This window comes from Nonomuraea sp. NPDC050310 (genome assembly GCF_040655795.1).
Lineage (GTDB): Bacteria > Actinomycetota > Actinomycetes > Streptosporangiales > Streptosporangiaceae > Nonomuraea.
The window spans coordinates 187,719-204,854 of sequence record NZ_JBFAKP010000015.1 but is presented as its reverse complement, the minus strand read 5'-3'; the positions used below and the strand labels follow the sequence as shown (position 1 = coordinate 204,854).

At 73.2% G+C, this 17,136-nt stretch carries 6 protein-coding genes; 3 read left to right on the top strand and 3 right to left on the bottom strand.

Features of this window, described 5'->3' with window-relative positions:
• The 3 genes from AB0I67_RS29765 to AB0I67_RS29755 form a co-directional block, all read right to left on the bottom strand.
• Positions 1-257: beta-ketoacyl synthase N-terminal-like domain-containing protein (locus AB0I67_RS29765; protein WP_357929924.1), on the bottom strand; the 257-nt coding region annotated here is incomplete at its 3' end.
• Positions 258-292: 35 nt separating this feature from the next.
• Positions 293-5,653 carry a type I polyketide synthase gene (locus AB0I67_RS29760; protein ID WP_357929921.1) on the bottom strand — a complete coding sequence of 1,787 codons (5,361 nt, stop codon included), beginning with the start codon at positions 5,651-5,653 and terminating at the stop codon, positions 293-295.
• Positions 5,654-5,688: 35 nt separating this feature from the next.
• Positions 5,689-14,046, bottom strand: coding sequence for a type I polyketide synthase (locus AB0I67_RS29755; RefSeq protein WP_357929919.1), 8,358 nt, complete (start codon positions 14,044-14,046; stop codon positions 5,689-5,691).
• Between the two features lie 311 nt (positions 14,047-14,357).
• On the opposite strand from AB0I67_RS29755, the gene AB0I67_RS29750 reads away from it, so the two are divergent.
• From AB0I67_RS29750 to AB0I67_RS29740, 3 genes are read left to right on the top strand one after another with little or no spacing between them, the layout of a single operon-like run.
• Positions 14,358-15,122, top strand: a complete 765-nt coding sequence (locus AB0I67_RS29750; RefSeq protein ID WP_357929917.1) for an SDR family oxidoreductase — start codon at positions 14,358-14,360, stop codon at positions 15,120-15,122.
• Positions 15,123-15,168: 46 nt separating this feature from the next.
• A complete protein-coding gene (locus AB0I67_RS29745) occupies positions 15,169-15,690 on the top strand; it encodes a PaaI family thioesterase (protein WP_357929914.1) in 522 nt (173 codons plus the stop codon).
• Positions 15,691-15,716: 26 nt separating this feature from the next.
• Positions 15,717-17,135 carry an acyltransferase domain-containing protein gene (locus AB0I67_RS29740; RefSeq protein ID WP_357929911.1) on the top strand — a complete coding sequence of 473 codons (1,419 nt, stop codon included), beginning with the start codon at positions 15,717-15,719 and terminating at the stop codon, positions 17,133-17,135.
• Position 17,136: the final 1 nt, after the last annotated feature.

Below are 17,136 nucleotides of genomic sequence, written 5' to 3'. Positions count from 1 at the left end.
TCGGGGTCGGGGTGGTAGAGGGTGTCGAGGTCCCAGCCGCGGTTGGTGGGGAATTCGGTGATGGCGTCGGTTTCGTCGGCGACGAGTTGCCACAGCTTGTCGGGGGTGGTGGCGTTGCCGGGGTAGCGGCAGGCCATGCCGATGACGGCGATGGGTTCGTGGTCGCGTTGCTGGTGTTCGTGCAGGCGTTGGCGGGCTTGGCGGGCGTCGGTGATGGCGCGCTTGAGGTAGTCGCGGAGTTCCTGTTCGTCAGCCACGCGGTGTCACTCCTCCTGGTGGTGGGTGGTCGGGGTCAGTCGAGGCCGTCCACGAACGCGAACAGCTCCTCGTCGCTGGCGCTGTCGAGATCGGCGGCGGGGACGGGCTCGGGCGCGGGCTGGCCTTGGCACAGGTCCAGGAGGTGGCGCAGCCGGCTCGTGACGAGGTGCGGGTCCGTGAGCGGCCCGGCGGTGAGCAGGGTCTCGACCCGGCTCAGCTCCTGGAGGACCGCGTCGGCGGGGGAGTGCTGCTGGGCGAGCTGGGCGTGCAGGTAGGCGGCCATGGCAGCCGGCGTGGGGTGGTCGAACACGATCGTGGTCGGGAGCCGGAGGCCGGTGGCGGTGTTGAGGTGGTTGCGCAGTTCGACGCCGGTGAGGGAGTCCAGGCCCAGGTCGAGGAAGGTGCGGTCGGCGTCGATCGCCGCCGCGCTGGTGTGACCGAGGACGTTCGCGGTGTGCGTCCGGATCAGGGCGGTGAGCGCCTCCGGGCTGACATCGGTGAGCGGAGCACCGACAGCGCCGGTCCGCCTCGCCGTACGCAACAGGCCCTGGAGCAGCGGCGGGACGGTGTCGACCCGCTGCGCGGTGGTGAGCTGGGCCGCCGCCTGGAGCGGCAGGCCGGTGCCGAGGGCGTGGTCGAACAGGTCGAGCGCGTGCCCGGTCGGCAACGGGGCCACGCCGAGCCTGGCCAGCCGGCCGAGGTCGGCCGCACTGAGGTGGCCGGTGATGGTGCTGGCCTGCTCCCACAGGCCCCAGGCGATGCTGGTGGCGGGGAGTCCTTGGGCGTGGCGGTGGTGGGCGAGGGCGTCGAGGAAGGTGTTGGCGGCGGCGTAGTTGGCTTGTCCGGCGGTGCCGACGAGCCCGGAGAGCGAGGAGAACAGGGCGAAGGTGTGCAGGTCGTGGCCGAGGGTCTGCTGGTGCAGGTTCCAGGCGGCGTCGATCTTGGGGAGCAGGACGGCCCGCAGCTCGTCGGCGGTGAGCTGGCCGAACGTGGCATCCCGCAGCGCCCCGGCGGCATGCACGACCGCGGTGAGGGGCTGCTCGGCGGGCAGGCCGCGAAGCGTGCGCGCGAGCGCCTGGGGATCGGCGGCGTCGCAGGCGGCGATCGTCACGCCGGCGCCCAGGCCGGTGAGCTCCTGCCGCAGCTCGGCGGCGCCCGCGGCGCTCGCGCCCTGACGGCTGATCAGCAGCAGGTGCCGCGCGCCGTGCCGGGTCACCAGGTGGCGGGCGAGTTGCGCGCCGAGCGCGCCGGTGCCGCCGGTGATCAGGGTGGTGCCCGTGCTCCAGTCCGGCGTCTTGTCCGCGGCAGCCGTACTCCTGACCAGTCTGGGCCGGTACGGCACGCCGCCCCGGACGGCCAGTTGCGGCTCGTCGAGGGTCAGGAGACCGGCGAGGGTCCGCGCGTCGATCGGGTCGTCGTGGTCGACGAGGGTGATGCGGTCGGGGTTCTCGCTCTGCGCCGTCCGGACCAGGCCCCACAGGCCCGCGTGCGCCAGGCTGACCTCGTCGCCCTCGGCGGCGGCGACCGCCCGGCGGGTCAGGACGACGACCCGGGTGCCGGCCAGGCCGGGGTGCGCGAGCCAGCGCTGCAACGTGCCCAACGCGCCGGACAGGACGGTGTGCGCGCCGCCCGGCAGGGGGCCGCCCTCCTCGCGGAAGTACGGCAGCACGATCACCGGCGGCGCGGACCGGCCGGCGTCCACCGTCTCGATCAGCTCACCCAGGTCGGCGAAGGCCCGCACGTGGTCGCCGCCGTCGTCCAGGACGCCCTCCTTGTCGATCACCACCCAGCCGTCGGTACGGCTCGCGCCCGCCGGGGCGGCGGCCGGTTGCCAGTCGACCTGGAAGAGGCCGTCCTGCTTGACCGCGGTGGCCTCGCCGGTGAGAGGACGCAGGACCAGGGAGCCGACCGAGGCGACGAGCGTGCCGGACTGGTCGGTCGCGACGAGACTGACCTCCGGGGAGGGCGCGTCGGGGTCCGGTCGGGACAGGCGGACGTGGAGGGTGGTGGCTCCGGTGGTGTGGAGGGTGACGTCGTTCCAGGTGAACGGGAGGTGGGCCGTTGTGGTGGTGTCGGCGACGCCGGGGAGGAGGGGGTGGAGGGCGGCGTCGAGCAGGGCTGGGTGGATCAGGTGGGTGGTGGTGTCCGGCTTGGCGTGGTCGGGGAGGGTGATCTCGGCGTAGAGGTGGGTGGGGGTGGTGTAGACGGCTTTCAGGCCTTGGAAGGTGGGGCCGTAGGTGTAGCCGTGCTGGGTCAGGTGCTCGTACGGGTTGTCCAGCGGGTGTGGTGTGGCGTTCGGGGGTGGCCACGGGGTCTTGTCGTGCTCTGGTTGTGGGGGTGCCTCGCTGGTGAGGTGACCGGTGGCGTGGTGGTGCCATGGGTCGGCGGGGTTGGTCCTTGAGTAGATGTCGAGCTGTCGGCCTGTGGTGTCGGTGGTCGTGGTGATCTGCAGGTGGAGGTGGCCGTGGGTGGGGAGGTGGAGGGGCTGGGTGAGGGTCAGTTCCGTCACGTGGGGGTGGCCGGTGTGGTCTCCTGCGGCCAGCGCCAGGTCCAGGAGGGCGGTGGCTGGGATCAGGGTGGTGTTGTTGATCGTGTGCTCGGTCAGCCACGGGTGGGTGTGGGCGGACAGGCGGCTGGTGAACACCGTCTCGTCCCGGTCGGCGAGGTCGGTGGCCGTGCCGAGGAGGGCGTGGCCTGTGCTGTGGGGGTCCGTGGCTTGGGGGGTTAGCCAGTAGCGCTGGTGTTGGAAGGGGTAGGTGGGGAGGTCGATCTGTCTTCCTGTTGGCCAGGTGGTGGGGAGGTTGTGGGTGTGGGCTTGGGCTAGGGCGTCGGGGAACTGGTGGGTGGGGATGGTTGTGGCTTCGGGGAGGGTGTGGCGGGTCAGGGTGGTCAGGGTGGTGTCTGGGCCGATCTCGACGTAGGCGCTTCCCTGCTCAAGGGCTTGGTGGAAGTGGACGGGCTGCCTGATCTGCTGCGTCCAGTACTCGGCGTCGTAGGACTCCCTAGTGGTCGCGATCTTGGGCGGGAGGTAGGTGATCGTCGCTGCCACGGCTCGGAAGTCGTCGAGGATCGGGTCCATCAGGGGTGAGTGGAAGGCGTGGTTGCCCGGTAGCCGTCGGGTTCGCCGTCCGCGCTCGGTCCACAGGGCGGCGATCTCTTCGACGGTCTGCGCGTTGCCGGAGATGACGGTGAGGGTGGGCGTGTTGGTGGCGGCGATCGAGACGTCAGCTCGCCCCTGGAGGGTCTCGGCTATCTCGGTTTCGGTGGCGTGGATGCTGATCATGGCGCCGGGTGGGGCTTGTGCCATGAGGTGGGCTCGGGCGGTGATGAGGGTGGCGGCGTCTTGCAGGGTGAGGACGCCGGCGATGTGGGCCGCAGTGAGCTCGCCCAGGGAGTGCCCGATCACCCGGTCCGGCTTCAGGCCGTGGCTCTCGACGAGCCGGTAGAGGGCGGTCTGGTAGGCGAACAGGGCGGGCTGGGTGTAGCGGGTCTGCCCGAGCAGATCATCGTCGTCGGCGAACAGGATCGACTTGAGCGGCAGGTCGAATGCCGCGAGGACCTCATCGAGAGCCTGGGCGAAGACGGGCTGGGTGGCGTACAGGTGGCGGCCCATCCCGGGCTGCTGGCTGCCTTGGCCGCTGAACATGAAGGTGACCGGCTGGCGGGGCGGGGCCTGAACGACGGTGACCGACGCGAGGGCGGCGGCGAGCTCGTCGAGCGTTTCGCCGGTGACGGCGGCTCGGTATTCGTGGGCGGTGCGGCGGGCCAGGGTGTGGGCGACGTCGGCAGGGTTGAGCTCTGGGTTGGCCCGGACATGGGCGGCCAGACGGGCAGCCTGGTCGTGGACGGCTTGTGGCGTCTTGCCGGACAAGAACCAAGCCACCGAACCGGCCGGGACCGAACCGGCCAGGACCGAACCGGCCGGGACCGAACCGGCCAGGACCGAACCAGCCTGGGCCGAACCAGTCGGGGTCGGACCTGAGGGCTGGGAGGTGGCGGGTTCTGGGGTGGCCGGGGGCTGTTCGAGGATGACGTGGGCGTTGGTGCCGCCCCAGCCGAACGAGGACACCGCCGCACGGCGGGGGGCGCCGGTTTCGGGCCAGGGGCGGGTCTCGGTGAGGAGTTCGACCTGGCCGGAAGTCCAGTCGACGTAAGGGGACGGCTCGTCGACGTGCAGGGTGCGGGGCAGCGTGCCGTACCGCATGGCCTGGATCATCTTGATCACGCCGCCGACCCCGGCGGCCACCTGGGCGTGGCCGATGTTGGACTTCATCGATCCGATGTAGAGGGGCCGGCCGTGCGGGCGGTCCTGGCCGTAGGCGGTGATGAGGGCTTGGGCTTCGATGGGGTCGCCGAGGCGGGTGCCGGTGCCGTGGGCTTCGACGGCGTCGATGTCGGCGGGGGTGAGCTGGGCGTTGGCCAGGGCTTGGCGGATGACGCGCTCCTGGGCGGAGCCGTTGGGGGCGGTGAGGCCGTTGGAGGCGCCGTCCTGGTTGACCGCCGAGCCGCGGAGCACGGCGAGGACGCGGTGGCCGTTGCGCAGCGCGTCCGACAGCCGCTCGACCAGCACGAGGCCGACGCCCTCGGACCAGGCGGTGCCGTCGGCCCCGGCGGCGAAGGACTTGCACCGCCCGTCGACGGCCAGGCCGCGCTGCCGGGAGAACTCCACGAACGAGATCGGCGTCGACATGATCGCCGCTCCACCGGCCAGGGCGAGGTCGCACTCACCCCGCCGGAGCGCGACCGCGGCCAGGTGCAGCGCGACCAGGGAGGAGGAGCAGGCGGTGTCGATGGCCACGGCCGGGCCCTCGAAGCCGTAGGTGTAGGCGATGCGTCCGGCGGCGATGCTGCCGGAGCTGCCGCTGAACAGGTACCCCTCGAAGCCCTCGCGCGGAAGATGCGACCGGGCACCGTACTCGTGGTACATGAGGCCGGTGTAGACGCCGGTGCGGGTGCCGCGGAGGGTGGCGGGTTGGAGTCCGGCGTGTTCGAGGGCTTCCCAGCTGGTTTCGAGGAGGAGGCGTTGCTGGGGGTCGGCGGCGAGGGCTTCGCGGGGGGACATGCCGAAGAAGTCGGGGTCGAATTGGTCGGCGTGGTGGAGGAAGCCGCCGTGGCGGGTGTAGCTGGTGCCGAGGTGGTCGGGGTCGGGGTGGTAGAGGGTGTCGAGGTCCCAGCCGCGGTTGGTGGGGAATTCGGTGATGGCGTCGGTTTCGTCGGCGACGAGTTGCCACAGTTTGTCGGGGGTGGTGGCGTTGCCGGGGTAGCGGCAGGCCATGCCGATGACGGCGATGGGTTCGTGGTCGCGTTGCTGGTGTTCGTGCAGGCGTTGGCGGGCTTGGCGGGCGTCGGTGATGGCGCGCTTGAGGTAGTCGCGGAGTTCCTGTTCGTCAGCCACGCGGTGTCACTCCTCCTGGTGGTGGGTGGTGGGGGTCAGTCGAGGCCGTCCACGAACGCGAACAACTCGCCGTCGCTGGCGCTGTCGAGATCGTCATGAGGTCCGGGGGTGTGGCCTTGGCACAGGTCGAGGAGGTGGCGCAGACGGCTGGTGATGGGTTGCGGGTCGGTGAGCGGTCCGGCGGTGAGCAGGGCTTCGACGCGGCTCAGTTCCTGGAGGACCGTGTGGGCGGGGGAGTGTTGCTGGGCGAGCTGGTGGTGCAGGTAGGTGGCCATGGCGGCGGGGGTGGGGTGGTCGAACACGATCGTGGTCGGGAGTCGCAGGCCGGTGGCGGTGTTGAGGTGGTTGCGCAGTTCGACGCCGGTGAGGGAGTCGAGGCCCAGGTCGAGGAAGGTCCGGTCGGGGTCGATCGCCGCCGGACCGGCGTGGCCCAGGACGCTTGCCGTACGGCTGAGCACCAGCTCCGTCGTCGCGGCCGGCCACTCCTCGCGCGGCCTCCGCACGACCTGCACGTGCCACGGCTCAGCCGCCGAGGTGTCGGACCGGTCCGGGGTTCGCCGCAGCAGTTCCCGGACGATCGGCGGGGCGTCGGTGCGGGTGCGGGCCGGGCCGAGGTCGGCCGGCACCAGCAGAGTGCCGCCGTGCGCCAGCGCCGCGTCGAACAGGCCGGGGCCTCGGGCCGGCGCCAGGGGCGCGACCCCGGAGCGGGCCCAGCGGGCCAGGCCGGTGCCGTCCAGGTCCGCGCCCATGCCGGCGTCGCCGCCCCACAGGCCCCAGGCGATGGAGGTGGCCGCGAGTCCGGCCGCCGCTCGGTGCGCGGCCAGCGCGTCTAGGTAGGAGTTCGCCGCCGCGTACCCCGCCTGGCCGGGCATGCCGACGAGGCCGGAGATGGAGGAGAAGACCACGAACGTCGACAGCTTGTGCGGCAGGGTGAGGCGGTGCAGGTGCCAGGCCGCGTCCACCTTGGGGCGCAGGACGCCGGCCAGGGTCTCGGGGGTGAGGGTCTCGACGGTCGCGTCGTCCAGCAGCCCGGCCGCGTGCACCACGCCGGTCAGCGGGTGCTCGGGGGCGATGCCGTCGAGCAGGGCCCGAACCGCGCCGGGATCGGCCACGTCGGCGGCCACGATCTCGACCGTCGCGCCGGCCGCGGTCAGCCTCTCGCGCAGCCGCTCCGCGCCGGGGGCGTCCGGGCCGCGGCGGCTGACCAGCATCAGGCGGGTGACGCCGTGCCGGGTGACCAGGTGCTCGGCGAACAGCGCCCCGAGCCCGCCGGTGCCGCCGGTCACCAGCACGGTTCCGGCCGGGTCGAGCGCCGCTTGAACGGGGGTCGGTCCATCGGCGGCGGTCGTGGCCGGGATCAGGCGGGGGCTGTACGGCACGCCGGCGCGGATCGCGACCTGTGGTTCGCCTGTCGCGGCGGCGTTGAGCGCGTCCTCGATCCTGGCCCGGTGGTCGAGGTCCACCAGGAGGAGGCGGCCGGGGTGTTCGGACTGGGCCGTCCGGACCAGGCCCCACAGGGCGGCGTTCGACAGGTCGGTCACGTCCTCGCCGGGGAGGGCGGCTACGGCGTGCCGGGTGACGAAGACGAGGCGGGATTGGGCGAAGGTGTCGTCACCGAGCCAGCGTTGCAGGAGGCTGAGAGCGTGGGTCAGTTGCGCGTGCGCGGCCTCGGGGGTGTGCGGCCCGGGGACGGCCTGCCGTACGAGGACCAGGTCTACGCCCGCGGCGGTGGCGAGGTCGTCCGCGGAGGTCACCTCGGCCCAGCTCGGCCGCGACTGCTGGTCGGCGGAGGTCACCTCGGCCCAGCTCGTCTGCGACGGCTCGGCGGGGATGAGTGGGCGCCAGGCCAGTTCGTGGAGGCCGTCGTTCTCGCTGGCCAGGTGAGTGAGTTGCGAGCGGGCGATCGGGCGGAGCGAGAGCGACTCGGCGGTGAGCACCGGGGCGCCCGACTCGTCGGTGACGGCCACGCTGAACGTGTCCGGGCCCGCCGGGGAGAGCCGCACGCGCAGCCGCTCGGCTCCGGCACGTCCCGGCGTGACCCCGGTCCAGGCGAACGGCAAGCGGATCGTGCCCGGGTCGGAACCGGTGGCCACCAGCGGATGCAGGCAGGCGTCCAGCAGCGCGGGATGGAGGGCGAACGGGCCCGGCTCGGGCAGCCGCACCTCGGCGAAGACTTCCTCACCGGCCCGCCACACCGACTCCACGAGCCGGAACGCCGGGCCGTAGGCGTAGCCGAGGTCGGCCAGGCGGTCGTAGAGGGCGGTCACGTCCTCGGGCACCGCGCCGGGGGGCGGCCAGGCGGTGATCGATGAGGTGGGGAGGTCGCGGTCGCTGAGCGCGCCGGTGGCGTGGCGGGTCCACGAGGCGTCCTCGGCGCGGGAATGGACGGCGAACCGGCGGTCGCCGTTCTCCGCCGGGGGGTCGACGGTCACCTGCAGTCTGGGCCGGGTGCCGGGGGTGAGGTGGAGGGGGGTTTCGAGGGTGAGTTCCTCGACGGTTCGGGCCTTCACCTGGCGGGCGGCTGTGGTGGCCAGGTCGAGGAAGGCTGTGCCGGGGAGGAGGGGGGCTCCCTCGATCACGTGGTCGGACAGCCACGGGTGGTCGGGGAGGGGGAGGCGGCCGGACAGGACTGTTTGGTGGGCGTCGGCCAGGTCGGTGGCGGCCAGGAGGAAGGGGTGGTTCGGGGTGTCCAGGCCGAGGGTGGTGGGGGTGTTGGCGGGGGTGGGGGTTAGCCAGTAGCGGTGGGGTTGGAAGGGGTAGGTGGGGAGGTCTGTTTGGTTGCCGGTGGGCCAGGTGGTGGGGAGGTTGTGGGTGTGGGCTTGGGCTAGGGCTTCGGGGAACTGGTGGGTGGGGATGGCTGTGGCTTCCGGGAGGGTGTGGCGGGTCAGGGTGGTCAGGGTGGTGTCGGGTCCGATCTCGACGTAGGCGCTTCCCTGCTCAAGGGCCTGGTGGAAGTGGACGGGCTGCCTGATCTGCTGGGTCCAGTAGTCGGCGTCGTAGGACTCCCTTGTGGTCGCGATCTTCGGCGGGTGGTAGGTGATGGTCGCTGCCACCGCTCGGAACTCGTCAAGGATCGGGTCCATGTTGGGTGAGTGGAAGGCGTGGTTGCCCGGTAGCCGGCGGGTTCGTCGTCCGCGCTCGGCCCACAGGGCGGCGATCTCTTCGACATCGTGTGCGTTGCCGGAGATGACGGTGAGGGTGGGGGTGTTGGTGGCCGCGATCGAGACGTTGGCCCGCCCTTGCAGGGTGTCGGCTACTTCTGCCTCGGTGGCGTGGATGGAGATCATCGCGCCGGGTGGGGCTTGGGCCATGAGGTGGGCTCGGGCGGTGATCAGGGCGGCGGCGTCTTGCAGGGTGAGGACGCCGGCGACATGGGCGGCGGTGAGTTCGCCCAGGGAGTGGCCGATCACCCGGTCCGGCTTCAGGCCGTGGCTCTCGGCTAGGCGGTAGAGGGCGGTTTGGTAGGCGAACAGGGCGGGTTGGGTGTAGCGGGTCTGGCCGAGTAGGTGACCGTCCTCGGCGAACAGGATCGACTTCAACGGCAGGTCGAATGCCGCGAGGACCTCATCGAGAGCGTGGGCGAAGACGGGCTGGGTGGCGTACAGATCCCGCCCCATGCCGGGGCGTTGGCTGCCCTGGCCGGAGAACATGAAGGTGACCGGCTGGCGGGGCGGGGCCTGGACGACGGTGACCGAGGCGAGCGCGGCGGCCAACTCGTCGAGCGTTTCGCCGGTGACAGCCGCCCGGTATTCGTGGGTGGTGCGCCGGGCCAATGTGTGGGCGACGTCAACCGGGTTGAGCTCCGGGTGGGCCCGGACGTGGTCGGCCAGTCGGGCTGCCTGGTCGTGGACGGCCTGCGGCGACTTGCCGGACAAGAACCAAGCCACCGAACCGGCCGGAACCGAACCGGCCGGAACCGAACCGGCCGCGACCGAGCCAGCTTGGACCGAACCAGCCGGGGTCGGGAAAGAGGCTCCGGAGGCAGCGGCGGGTTCTGGGGCGGTCGGGGGCTGTTCGAGGATGAGGTGGGCGTTGGTGCCGCTGATGCCGAAGGAGGAGACGGCCGCGCGGCGGGGGCGGGAGACGGTGGGCCAGGGGCGGGATTCGGTGAGGAGGGCGACGCCGCTGCCGTTCCACTCGACGAAGGGGGTGGGGGGGTCGATGTGGAGGGTACGGGGGAGGACGCCGTGGCGCATGGCCTGGACCATCTTGATCACACCGCCGACGCCGGCGGCGGCCTGGGTGTGGCCGAGGTTGGACTTCAGGGAGCCCAGGGCGAGGGGCTGGGCGGGGGAGTGGGCGGGGCCGTAGGTGGCGATGAGGGCGTCGGCTTCGATGGGGTCGCCGAGGGCGGTGCCGGTGCCGTGGGCCTCGACGGCGTCCACGTCCCCGGGCCGGAGGCCGGCGTCGGCCAGGGCGGCGCGGATGACCTCCCGCTGCGAGGAGCCGTTGGGTGCGGTGAGGCCGTTGGAGGCGCCGTCCTGGTTGACCGCGGAGCCACGGATCAGGGCGAGCACGCGGTGGCCGTGGCGGCGGGCGTCGGACAGGCGCTCCAGGAGCAGGAGGCCGGCCCCTTCGGCCCAGGCGGTGCCGTCGGCTCCGGCGGCGAACGGCTTGCAGCGCCCGTCGGGGGCCAGGCCGCGCTGCCGGGAGAACTCGACGAACATCCCGGGCGTGGACATCACCGCGACCCCGCCGGCCAGGGCCAGGGCCGACTCGCCGGAACGCAGCGAGCCGATCGCCGCGTGCACCGCGACCAGGGAGGACGAGCAGGCGGTGTCCACGGTGAGCGCGGGGCCGGTCAGGCCGAGCTGGTAGGCGATGCGCCCGGACATGACGCTGGCCGTACCGCCGGTGAGCAGGTGTCCTTCCACGCCGGCCGCCGGGTCGTCCATTCGCGGGCCGTACTCCAGGGCGGTCGCGCCGACGAAGACGCCGGTACGGCTGCCGCGGAGCGTGGTCGGGTCGAGGCCGGCCCGTTCGACGGCTTCCCAGGCGGTCTCGAGCAGCAGTCGTTGCTGCGGGTCCATGGCGAGGGCCTCGCGGGGGGAGATGCCGAAGAAGGCGGCGTCGAAGAGGGCGGCGTCGCGCAGGAACCCGCCGCGGCGGACGTAGCTGGTGCCGGAGGCGCCGGGGTCGGGGTGGTAGAGGTCGTCCCGCCAGCCGCGGTCGGCGGGGAAGTCGCCGGTGGCGTCCATCTCGGCGGCGACCAGGTTCCAGAGGTCTTCGGGGGAGCGCACGTCGCCGGGGTAGCGGCAGGCCATGCCGATGATGGCGATCGGCTCGGCCATGCGGGAGCCGGCCATCCCGCCGCGCCCGCCCGCTCCGGAGAGCGCGACCACCTCGGCGGTCGCGGGGGCCTCCTCGGGGAGGGGGCCGTCGGCCGGGAGGAGGGAGTCCAGGTGGCGGGCCAGCCGGGCGGGGGTCGGGTGCTCGAAGAGCAGGGAGGTCGCCAGCCGCAGCCCGGTGGCCAGCGCCAGCGCGGTGCGCAGCTCCACCGTCATCCGCGAGTCGAAGCCCTGGTCGCGGAAGGTCCGGTCCGGCTCGATGGTGGCCGGGTCGGGGTGGCCGAGGATGGCCGCGGCCTCCGAGCGGACGAGGTCGAGCACCACCCGGCGGCGCTCGCGCCCGTCCGCCGCGGAGAGCCGTCCGGCCAGCGCCGGGCGGGCCGCCGCTTCGGGGGCGTACGGCTCCCGCCCCACCCAGTACGGCAGGCGCCGGAAGGCGTAGGTCGGCAGGTCGACCAGCTCCCCACCGGCCAGGTTCCACTCCACGGCCGCCCCGTGGACGTGGGCGGCGGCCACCGCGGCCAGGAAGCGGTCGAGGCCGCCCTCGTCCCGGCGCAGGGTGCCGATCGCCGCGCTCCGCTCGCTGCCGCGGGCTTCGGCGATCTGCTCCAGCCCCGCCACCAGCATGGGATGGGCCGACAGCTCCACGAAGATCGCGTCGCCGTCGTCGAGCAGCCCGGCGACGGTCTCCTCGAACCGGACGGTCTGCCGCAGGTTGCGGTACCAGTACCCGGCGTCAAGCGCGGTCCCCTCCAGCGGCCCCGCGGTCACCGTCGAGTGGAACGGCACCGCGGACGCCGTCGGGTGGACGGCGCCCAGCACCTCGGCCAGCGGCTCGCGCAGCGCCTCGACGTGCACCGAGTGCGAGGCGTAGTCCACCGCGACCCTGCGGGCCTGGACGTCCTCGGCGGCGCACCGGGCCAGGAGCTCGTCCAGCGCGTCCACGTCGCCGGCGACCACGACGGCCGCCGGGCCGTTGACGGTCGCCAGCGACAGCCGGCCCGGCCAGTGCGACAGCAGGTCCTCGGCCTCGGCGCGGCTCACCGGCAGCGAGGCCATGCCGCCGCGCCCGGCCGCGCCGGAGGCGATGACCCGGGCGCGTAAGGTCACCACCCGGGCGGCCTCGCGCAGGCTCAGCGCGCCGGCGACGCAGGCCGCGGCGATCTCGCCCTGCGAGTGGCCGACCACCGCGTCGGGCCGCACGCCGTACGAGCGCCACAGTTCGGCGAGGGAGACCATGACCGCGAAGAGCACGGGCTGGACGACCTCCACCCGGTCCAGGGCGGGCGCGCCGGGCTCGCCTCGGAGTACCGCGCTCAGGCGCCAGTCGACGAACTCGGCCAGGGCCGCCTCGCACTCGGCCATCTTCGCGGCGAATGCCGGGGCCTGGTCCCACAGCTCGGCGGCCATTCCGGCCCACTGGTGTCCTTGGCCGGGGAAGACGAAGACGACCCGCTCCGGTCCTCCGCCGGGGCCGCGGACGAGATTCGGGGCGCTCTCGCCATGGGCGAGGGCGCGCAGGCCGCTGGTGAGCTCCTCGCGGTCGCGGCCCAGGACGACGGCGCGGTGCTCGAACGTGGTCCTGGCCGACAGCAGCGTGCGGGCGACGTCGAGCGGCTCGGCGTCGACCTCCAGCAGCCGCTCGGCCTGAGCGGCCAGAGCCTCGGCCGACCGCCCCGACACCACCCACGACACCACCGAAGGCACCGCCGAAGGCACCGTTCCCGGCACCACCGAGGTCACCGTGACCGGCACCGTCTCCGGCATCGTCTCCGGCACCTCGCTCGGCCGGGGCTCGGCCGCGCGGGCGGGGGCCTCCTCCAGGACGAGGTGGCAGTTGGCGCCGCCCATCCCGAACGAGCTGACCCCCGCCACCAGCGGCCGGTCGGGCCGCGGCCAGGAGGTGAGGTCACGCTGCACCGCCAGGTTGAGCGCCTCCAACGGGATCGCCGGGTTGGGCGTCTCGAAGTTGAGGCTCGGCGGGAGCTCCCGGTGGTGCAGGCTGAGCAGCACCTTGAGCAGCCCGGCGATGCCCGCCGCGCCCTCCAGGTGCCCGATGTTCGTCTTGACCGAGCCCACCGGCAGCGGCGAGCCGGCCGGGCGGGCCGCGCCCAGGCAGGCGCCGAGCGCGGCGGCCTCGATCGGGTCGCCGACCGGGGTGCCGGTGCCGTGCAGCTCCACGTACTGGACGGCGTCGAGCGGCACCCCGGCCCGTTCGCACGCCTGCCGTACCACCTGCTCCTGGGCCTCGGCGCTGGGCACGGTCAGCCCGGGGGTGGCGCCGTCGTTGTTCACCGCGCCGCCGCGGATCACCCCGTAGATGCGGTCACCGTCGGCCAGGGCGCGGCTCAGCGGCTTCAGCACCACCACGGCCCCGCCCTCGCCGCGCGCGAAGCCGTTGGCGCGGGCGTCGAAGGTGAAGCACTCGCCGTCGGGCGACAGCCCGCCGAACCGGTCCTCGGCGACCGCGCTCTCGGCGAGCAGGTTCAGGTTGACGCCCGCCGCCAGCGCCATGGCCGTCTCGCCCGACCGCACGCTCTCGGCGGCCAGGTGCACCGCGACCAGCGAGGAGGCCTGGGCGGCGTCGACCGTCAGGCTGGGGCCGCGCAGCCCGAGGTGGTAGGAGACGCGGTTGGCGATGACGGCCCTGCTGGTGCCGGTCATCGTCTCCGGCGTGATGGCGGCTCCGCCGTACCCGTAGACGAGGGCGGTGTAGTCGTCGCGCAGCGAGCCGACGAAGACGCCGGTCGAGCTGCCGCGCAGGGTGGCCGGCACGATCCGGGCGTCCTCCAGCGCCTCCCAGACCAGCTCCAGCATGATCCGCTGCTGCGGGTCCATGGTGACCGCCTCGCGCGGCGAGATGCCGAAGAAGGCGGCGTCGAAGTGGTCGACGTCGGCGAGGAAGCCGCCGCGGCGCGGGCCGGTGTCGGCCTCGCTCGCGCCGCCCCACCGGTCGGCCGGCGCCTGGCCCACCGCGCTCGACCCGGTGCGAAGCAGCCGCCAGAGCGCGCCGGGACCGGTCGCGCCCGGCAGGCGGCAGGCGAGGCCGACCACGGCCACCTGCTCCGCCCCGGACCGCTCTGTTCCGCTCTCCTGCCCATTCATCAATGAATCCCCTAAGAATCCAGCGGATACTCGCATTCCGCGCGGACGGCAGCGGCGCACATAACACACCTCGCGGCAGCCTATGGGCGAGCGGTCACAGTGCAGCAACCCGCGAGCCATTTCGGAAACGCGGAAACGGCGGTTCTCCAGGGGCAGGTCATCGCGGGCGATGGGCCGGTGATGAATGGCTCGTGGGCTGTAAATGACCGGCAGATTATTGCGTCCCGATATTTTTCTCATCGAGTCCGCACGGCTGCGCAGGCCCTTCTGGACGCGTCCCGTCCCGGCCCATCAGAAGGAGAAACGGGAAAATGGATCTGCATCTCTCCGGAAAAACCGCGGTCGTGACGGCGGCCGGCGGCGGCATCGGCGGCCAGGTCGTCCGCACGCTGCTCGCCGAGGGCGTCACGGTCCTCGGCGCCGACATCGAGCTCAGCCCCGCGCTGAAGGAGAGCGGTGCTCTCACGCTGCAGGCCGACCTCACCACCACCGAGGGGGCCGAGGCGCTGCGGCGCGCCGCCGAGACCGAGCTCGGCCGGGTGGACATCCTGGTCAACCTGGTCGGCGGCCTGACCGGGCTGCCGGTGGCCGGCCTCGGCGACATCGACGACGCCGCCTGGCAGCGGGCGATCGAGCTCAACCTCTTCTCCGCCGTCCGCGTCACGCGCTCGCTGCTCGGCCTGCTGCGCGAGTCGGTGGTCAACCTGTCCTCCAGCGTCGCCCGCTGGCCCTCCACCGGCCCGCACTGGTACGGCGCCGCCAAGGCCGGGGTGACCGTGCTGAGCAAGGGCCTGGCCGAGGAGCTCGCGCCCCGCGGCATCCGGGTGAACACCGTCTCGGCCGGCCTCATCCGCACCCCGCTGTGGGACGAGTACGGCCCGCGGCTGGCCGCCTCCTACGGCTTCGAGGCCGACGAGTTCCTCACCAGCCTGCCCGCGCTCGCCCAGGTGGCGCTCGGCCGGTGGGGGACGCCGGAGGACGTGGCCAACCTGATCGTCTTCCTGGCCTCGCCCGCGGCGGGCTTCATCACCGGCGGCGACTACGTCGTCGACGGCGGCGCCGAGAAGATCCGCTGACCGCGAGCCGGTCCCACGGGGCACCGAGACAGACAGGAGCCAGTCCATGCCAGAGCCGGCCGGCACCCGCCAGCACGTCATCTCCTGGGAGGACCCCGGGATCCTCGCCCGCGAGGGTCTCGGCCTGAGCGGTCTCGACTGCCTCCGCGCCCTGATCAAGGGCGCCCTGCCGCCGCCGCCCGCCTGCTCGATGCTGAACTTCCGGCTCACCGACGCCGAGGAGGGCCGGGCGGCCGGCGTCATGGAACCGGCCGAGTACCAGTACAACCCGTTCGGCGGCGTGCACGGGGGCGTGCTCGTCACCCTGATGGACACGGTCATGGGCTGCGCGGTGCACACCATGCTGCCGGCCGGGGTCCTCTATTCCACGCTCGAGGTCAAGAGCAACTTCGTCCGCCAGGTGAGTGTGCACTCGGGGCGGCTGCGGTGCGAGGCGTCGGTCGTCCACCTGGGCAGCCGCACCGCCACGGCCGAGTGCCGCGTCACGGACGCCTCCGGCGACCTGTGCGCGCACGGCACGACCACCTGCCTGATCCTGCGGATGCCGGGTGCCGGCAGTCAGACGTGAGACCAACCAGGGGAGTAGATCACACGATGAAGGATCGGGACCTCACCACGGCGGCGTTGTTCCCCGGACAGGGGGCCTTCGACGGCACGGCCCTGCTCGCCGCCGCCGAACGGCATCCGGAGGTCGGCGACGTGTTCGCCGAGATCGACGCGGTCACCGCGGCCGTCGCCGGGCGCAAGCTGTCGGCGATCGTGCTCGGCACGACGCCCGCGACGATGGAGGGCCTGCTCGCCGACGAGCCCTGGGTCTCCCAGCTCGCGATCTACGGCATGGGCGTGGCGGTGCACCGGGTGCTCACCGGCGCCGGCTGGCGGCCGGACGTCCTGGCCGGGCACAGCCTGGGCGAGATCGGCGCGCTCGTCTGCGCCGGGGCCTACACCGTCGAGGACGGCGCCCGGCTGATCTGGGCCCGGGTCGACGCGATCGGCGGCCTAGACCTGCGCGGCGGCTACATGGCCGCGCTCGCCACCGGCGCGGGCCGGGCGCGGCAGCTCGTCGCCTTCGTCGGGGACGAGTCGCTGGCCGTGGCGGCGGAGAACCACGCCGCCCAGACCGTGGTGTCCGGGTCGGGGGCCGCGATGGAGACCGTCCGCGGCGTCGCCGGGGCGATCAACGTCTCCTTCGCCCGGCTCGCGGCGAGCGTGCCGTTCCATTGCCCGCTCCTCGAACCGGCCGCCGCCCGCTTCGCCGCCGCGATCAGGGACATCCCGCAGCGTGAGCCGCACACCCCGGTCTACTCGCCGATCTACCACCGCTTCTACGAACCGGGCGAGAACCTCGGGGACCTGCTCGCGGGGCACTTCGTAGCTCCCGTCCGCTTCGCCGAGGCCGCGCACGCCCTGCACGCGGCCGGGGCGCGGGTCTTCGTCGAGTGCGGCGCGCTGGAGACCACCGGCAAGCTGATCCTGCGCAACCTGGGCACGGACGGGATCACCGTCGTCGCCGGGCTGCCCGCCGGCGCCCGGTCGGCCGAACCGGCCGTGGCGCGGCTGCGCGAACTCGGCCTGCTCGACACCGCCCGGCTCGACACCGCCCGCCTCGACACTGAGCCGGCCCAGCCGGCCGTGCCGGCCGGGCTGCTGCCCGGCGTCGATGCCGCCGCCTTCGCCGCGTTCTGGGCCGCGCGCGGGCGCGGGGTCCTGGATCACATCCGCCGCGAGTTCGAGGAGTACGGCGCCGCCGTACCGGCCGGTGACCTCGACCGTGAGCTCCGGGAACTGTACGCCGACGCCCTGGAGTACCCCGTCGAGGTCTTCACCGACGACGTCCTGCTGGAGGCCGAGCTCGGCATCGACTCCGTCAAGCAGGTGGAACTGCTCACCCGGGTCTCCGAACGGTACGGCCTGCCCGCCAGGCCCGGCAGCTTCCGCCTGGACGAGGTCGCCACCATGGGCAAGGTCATCGCCTACGTCAGGTCGGTGGCGCACGAGAGCGCCGGGCGCTGAC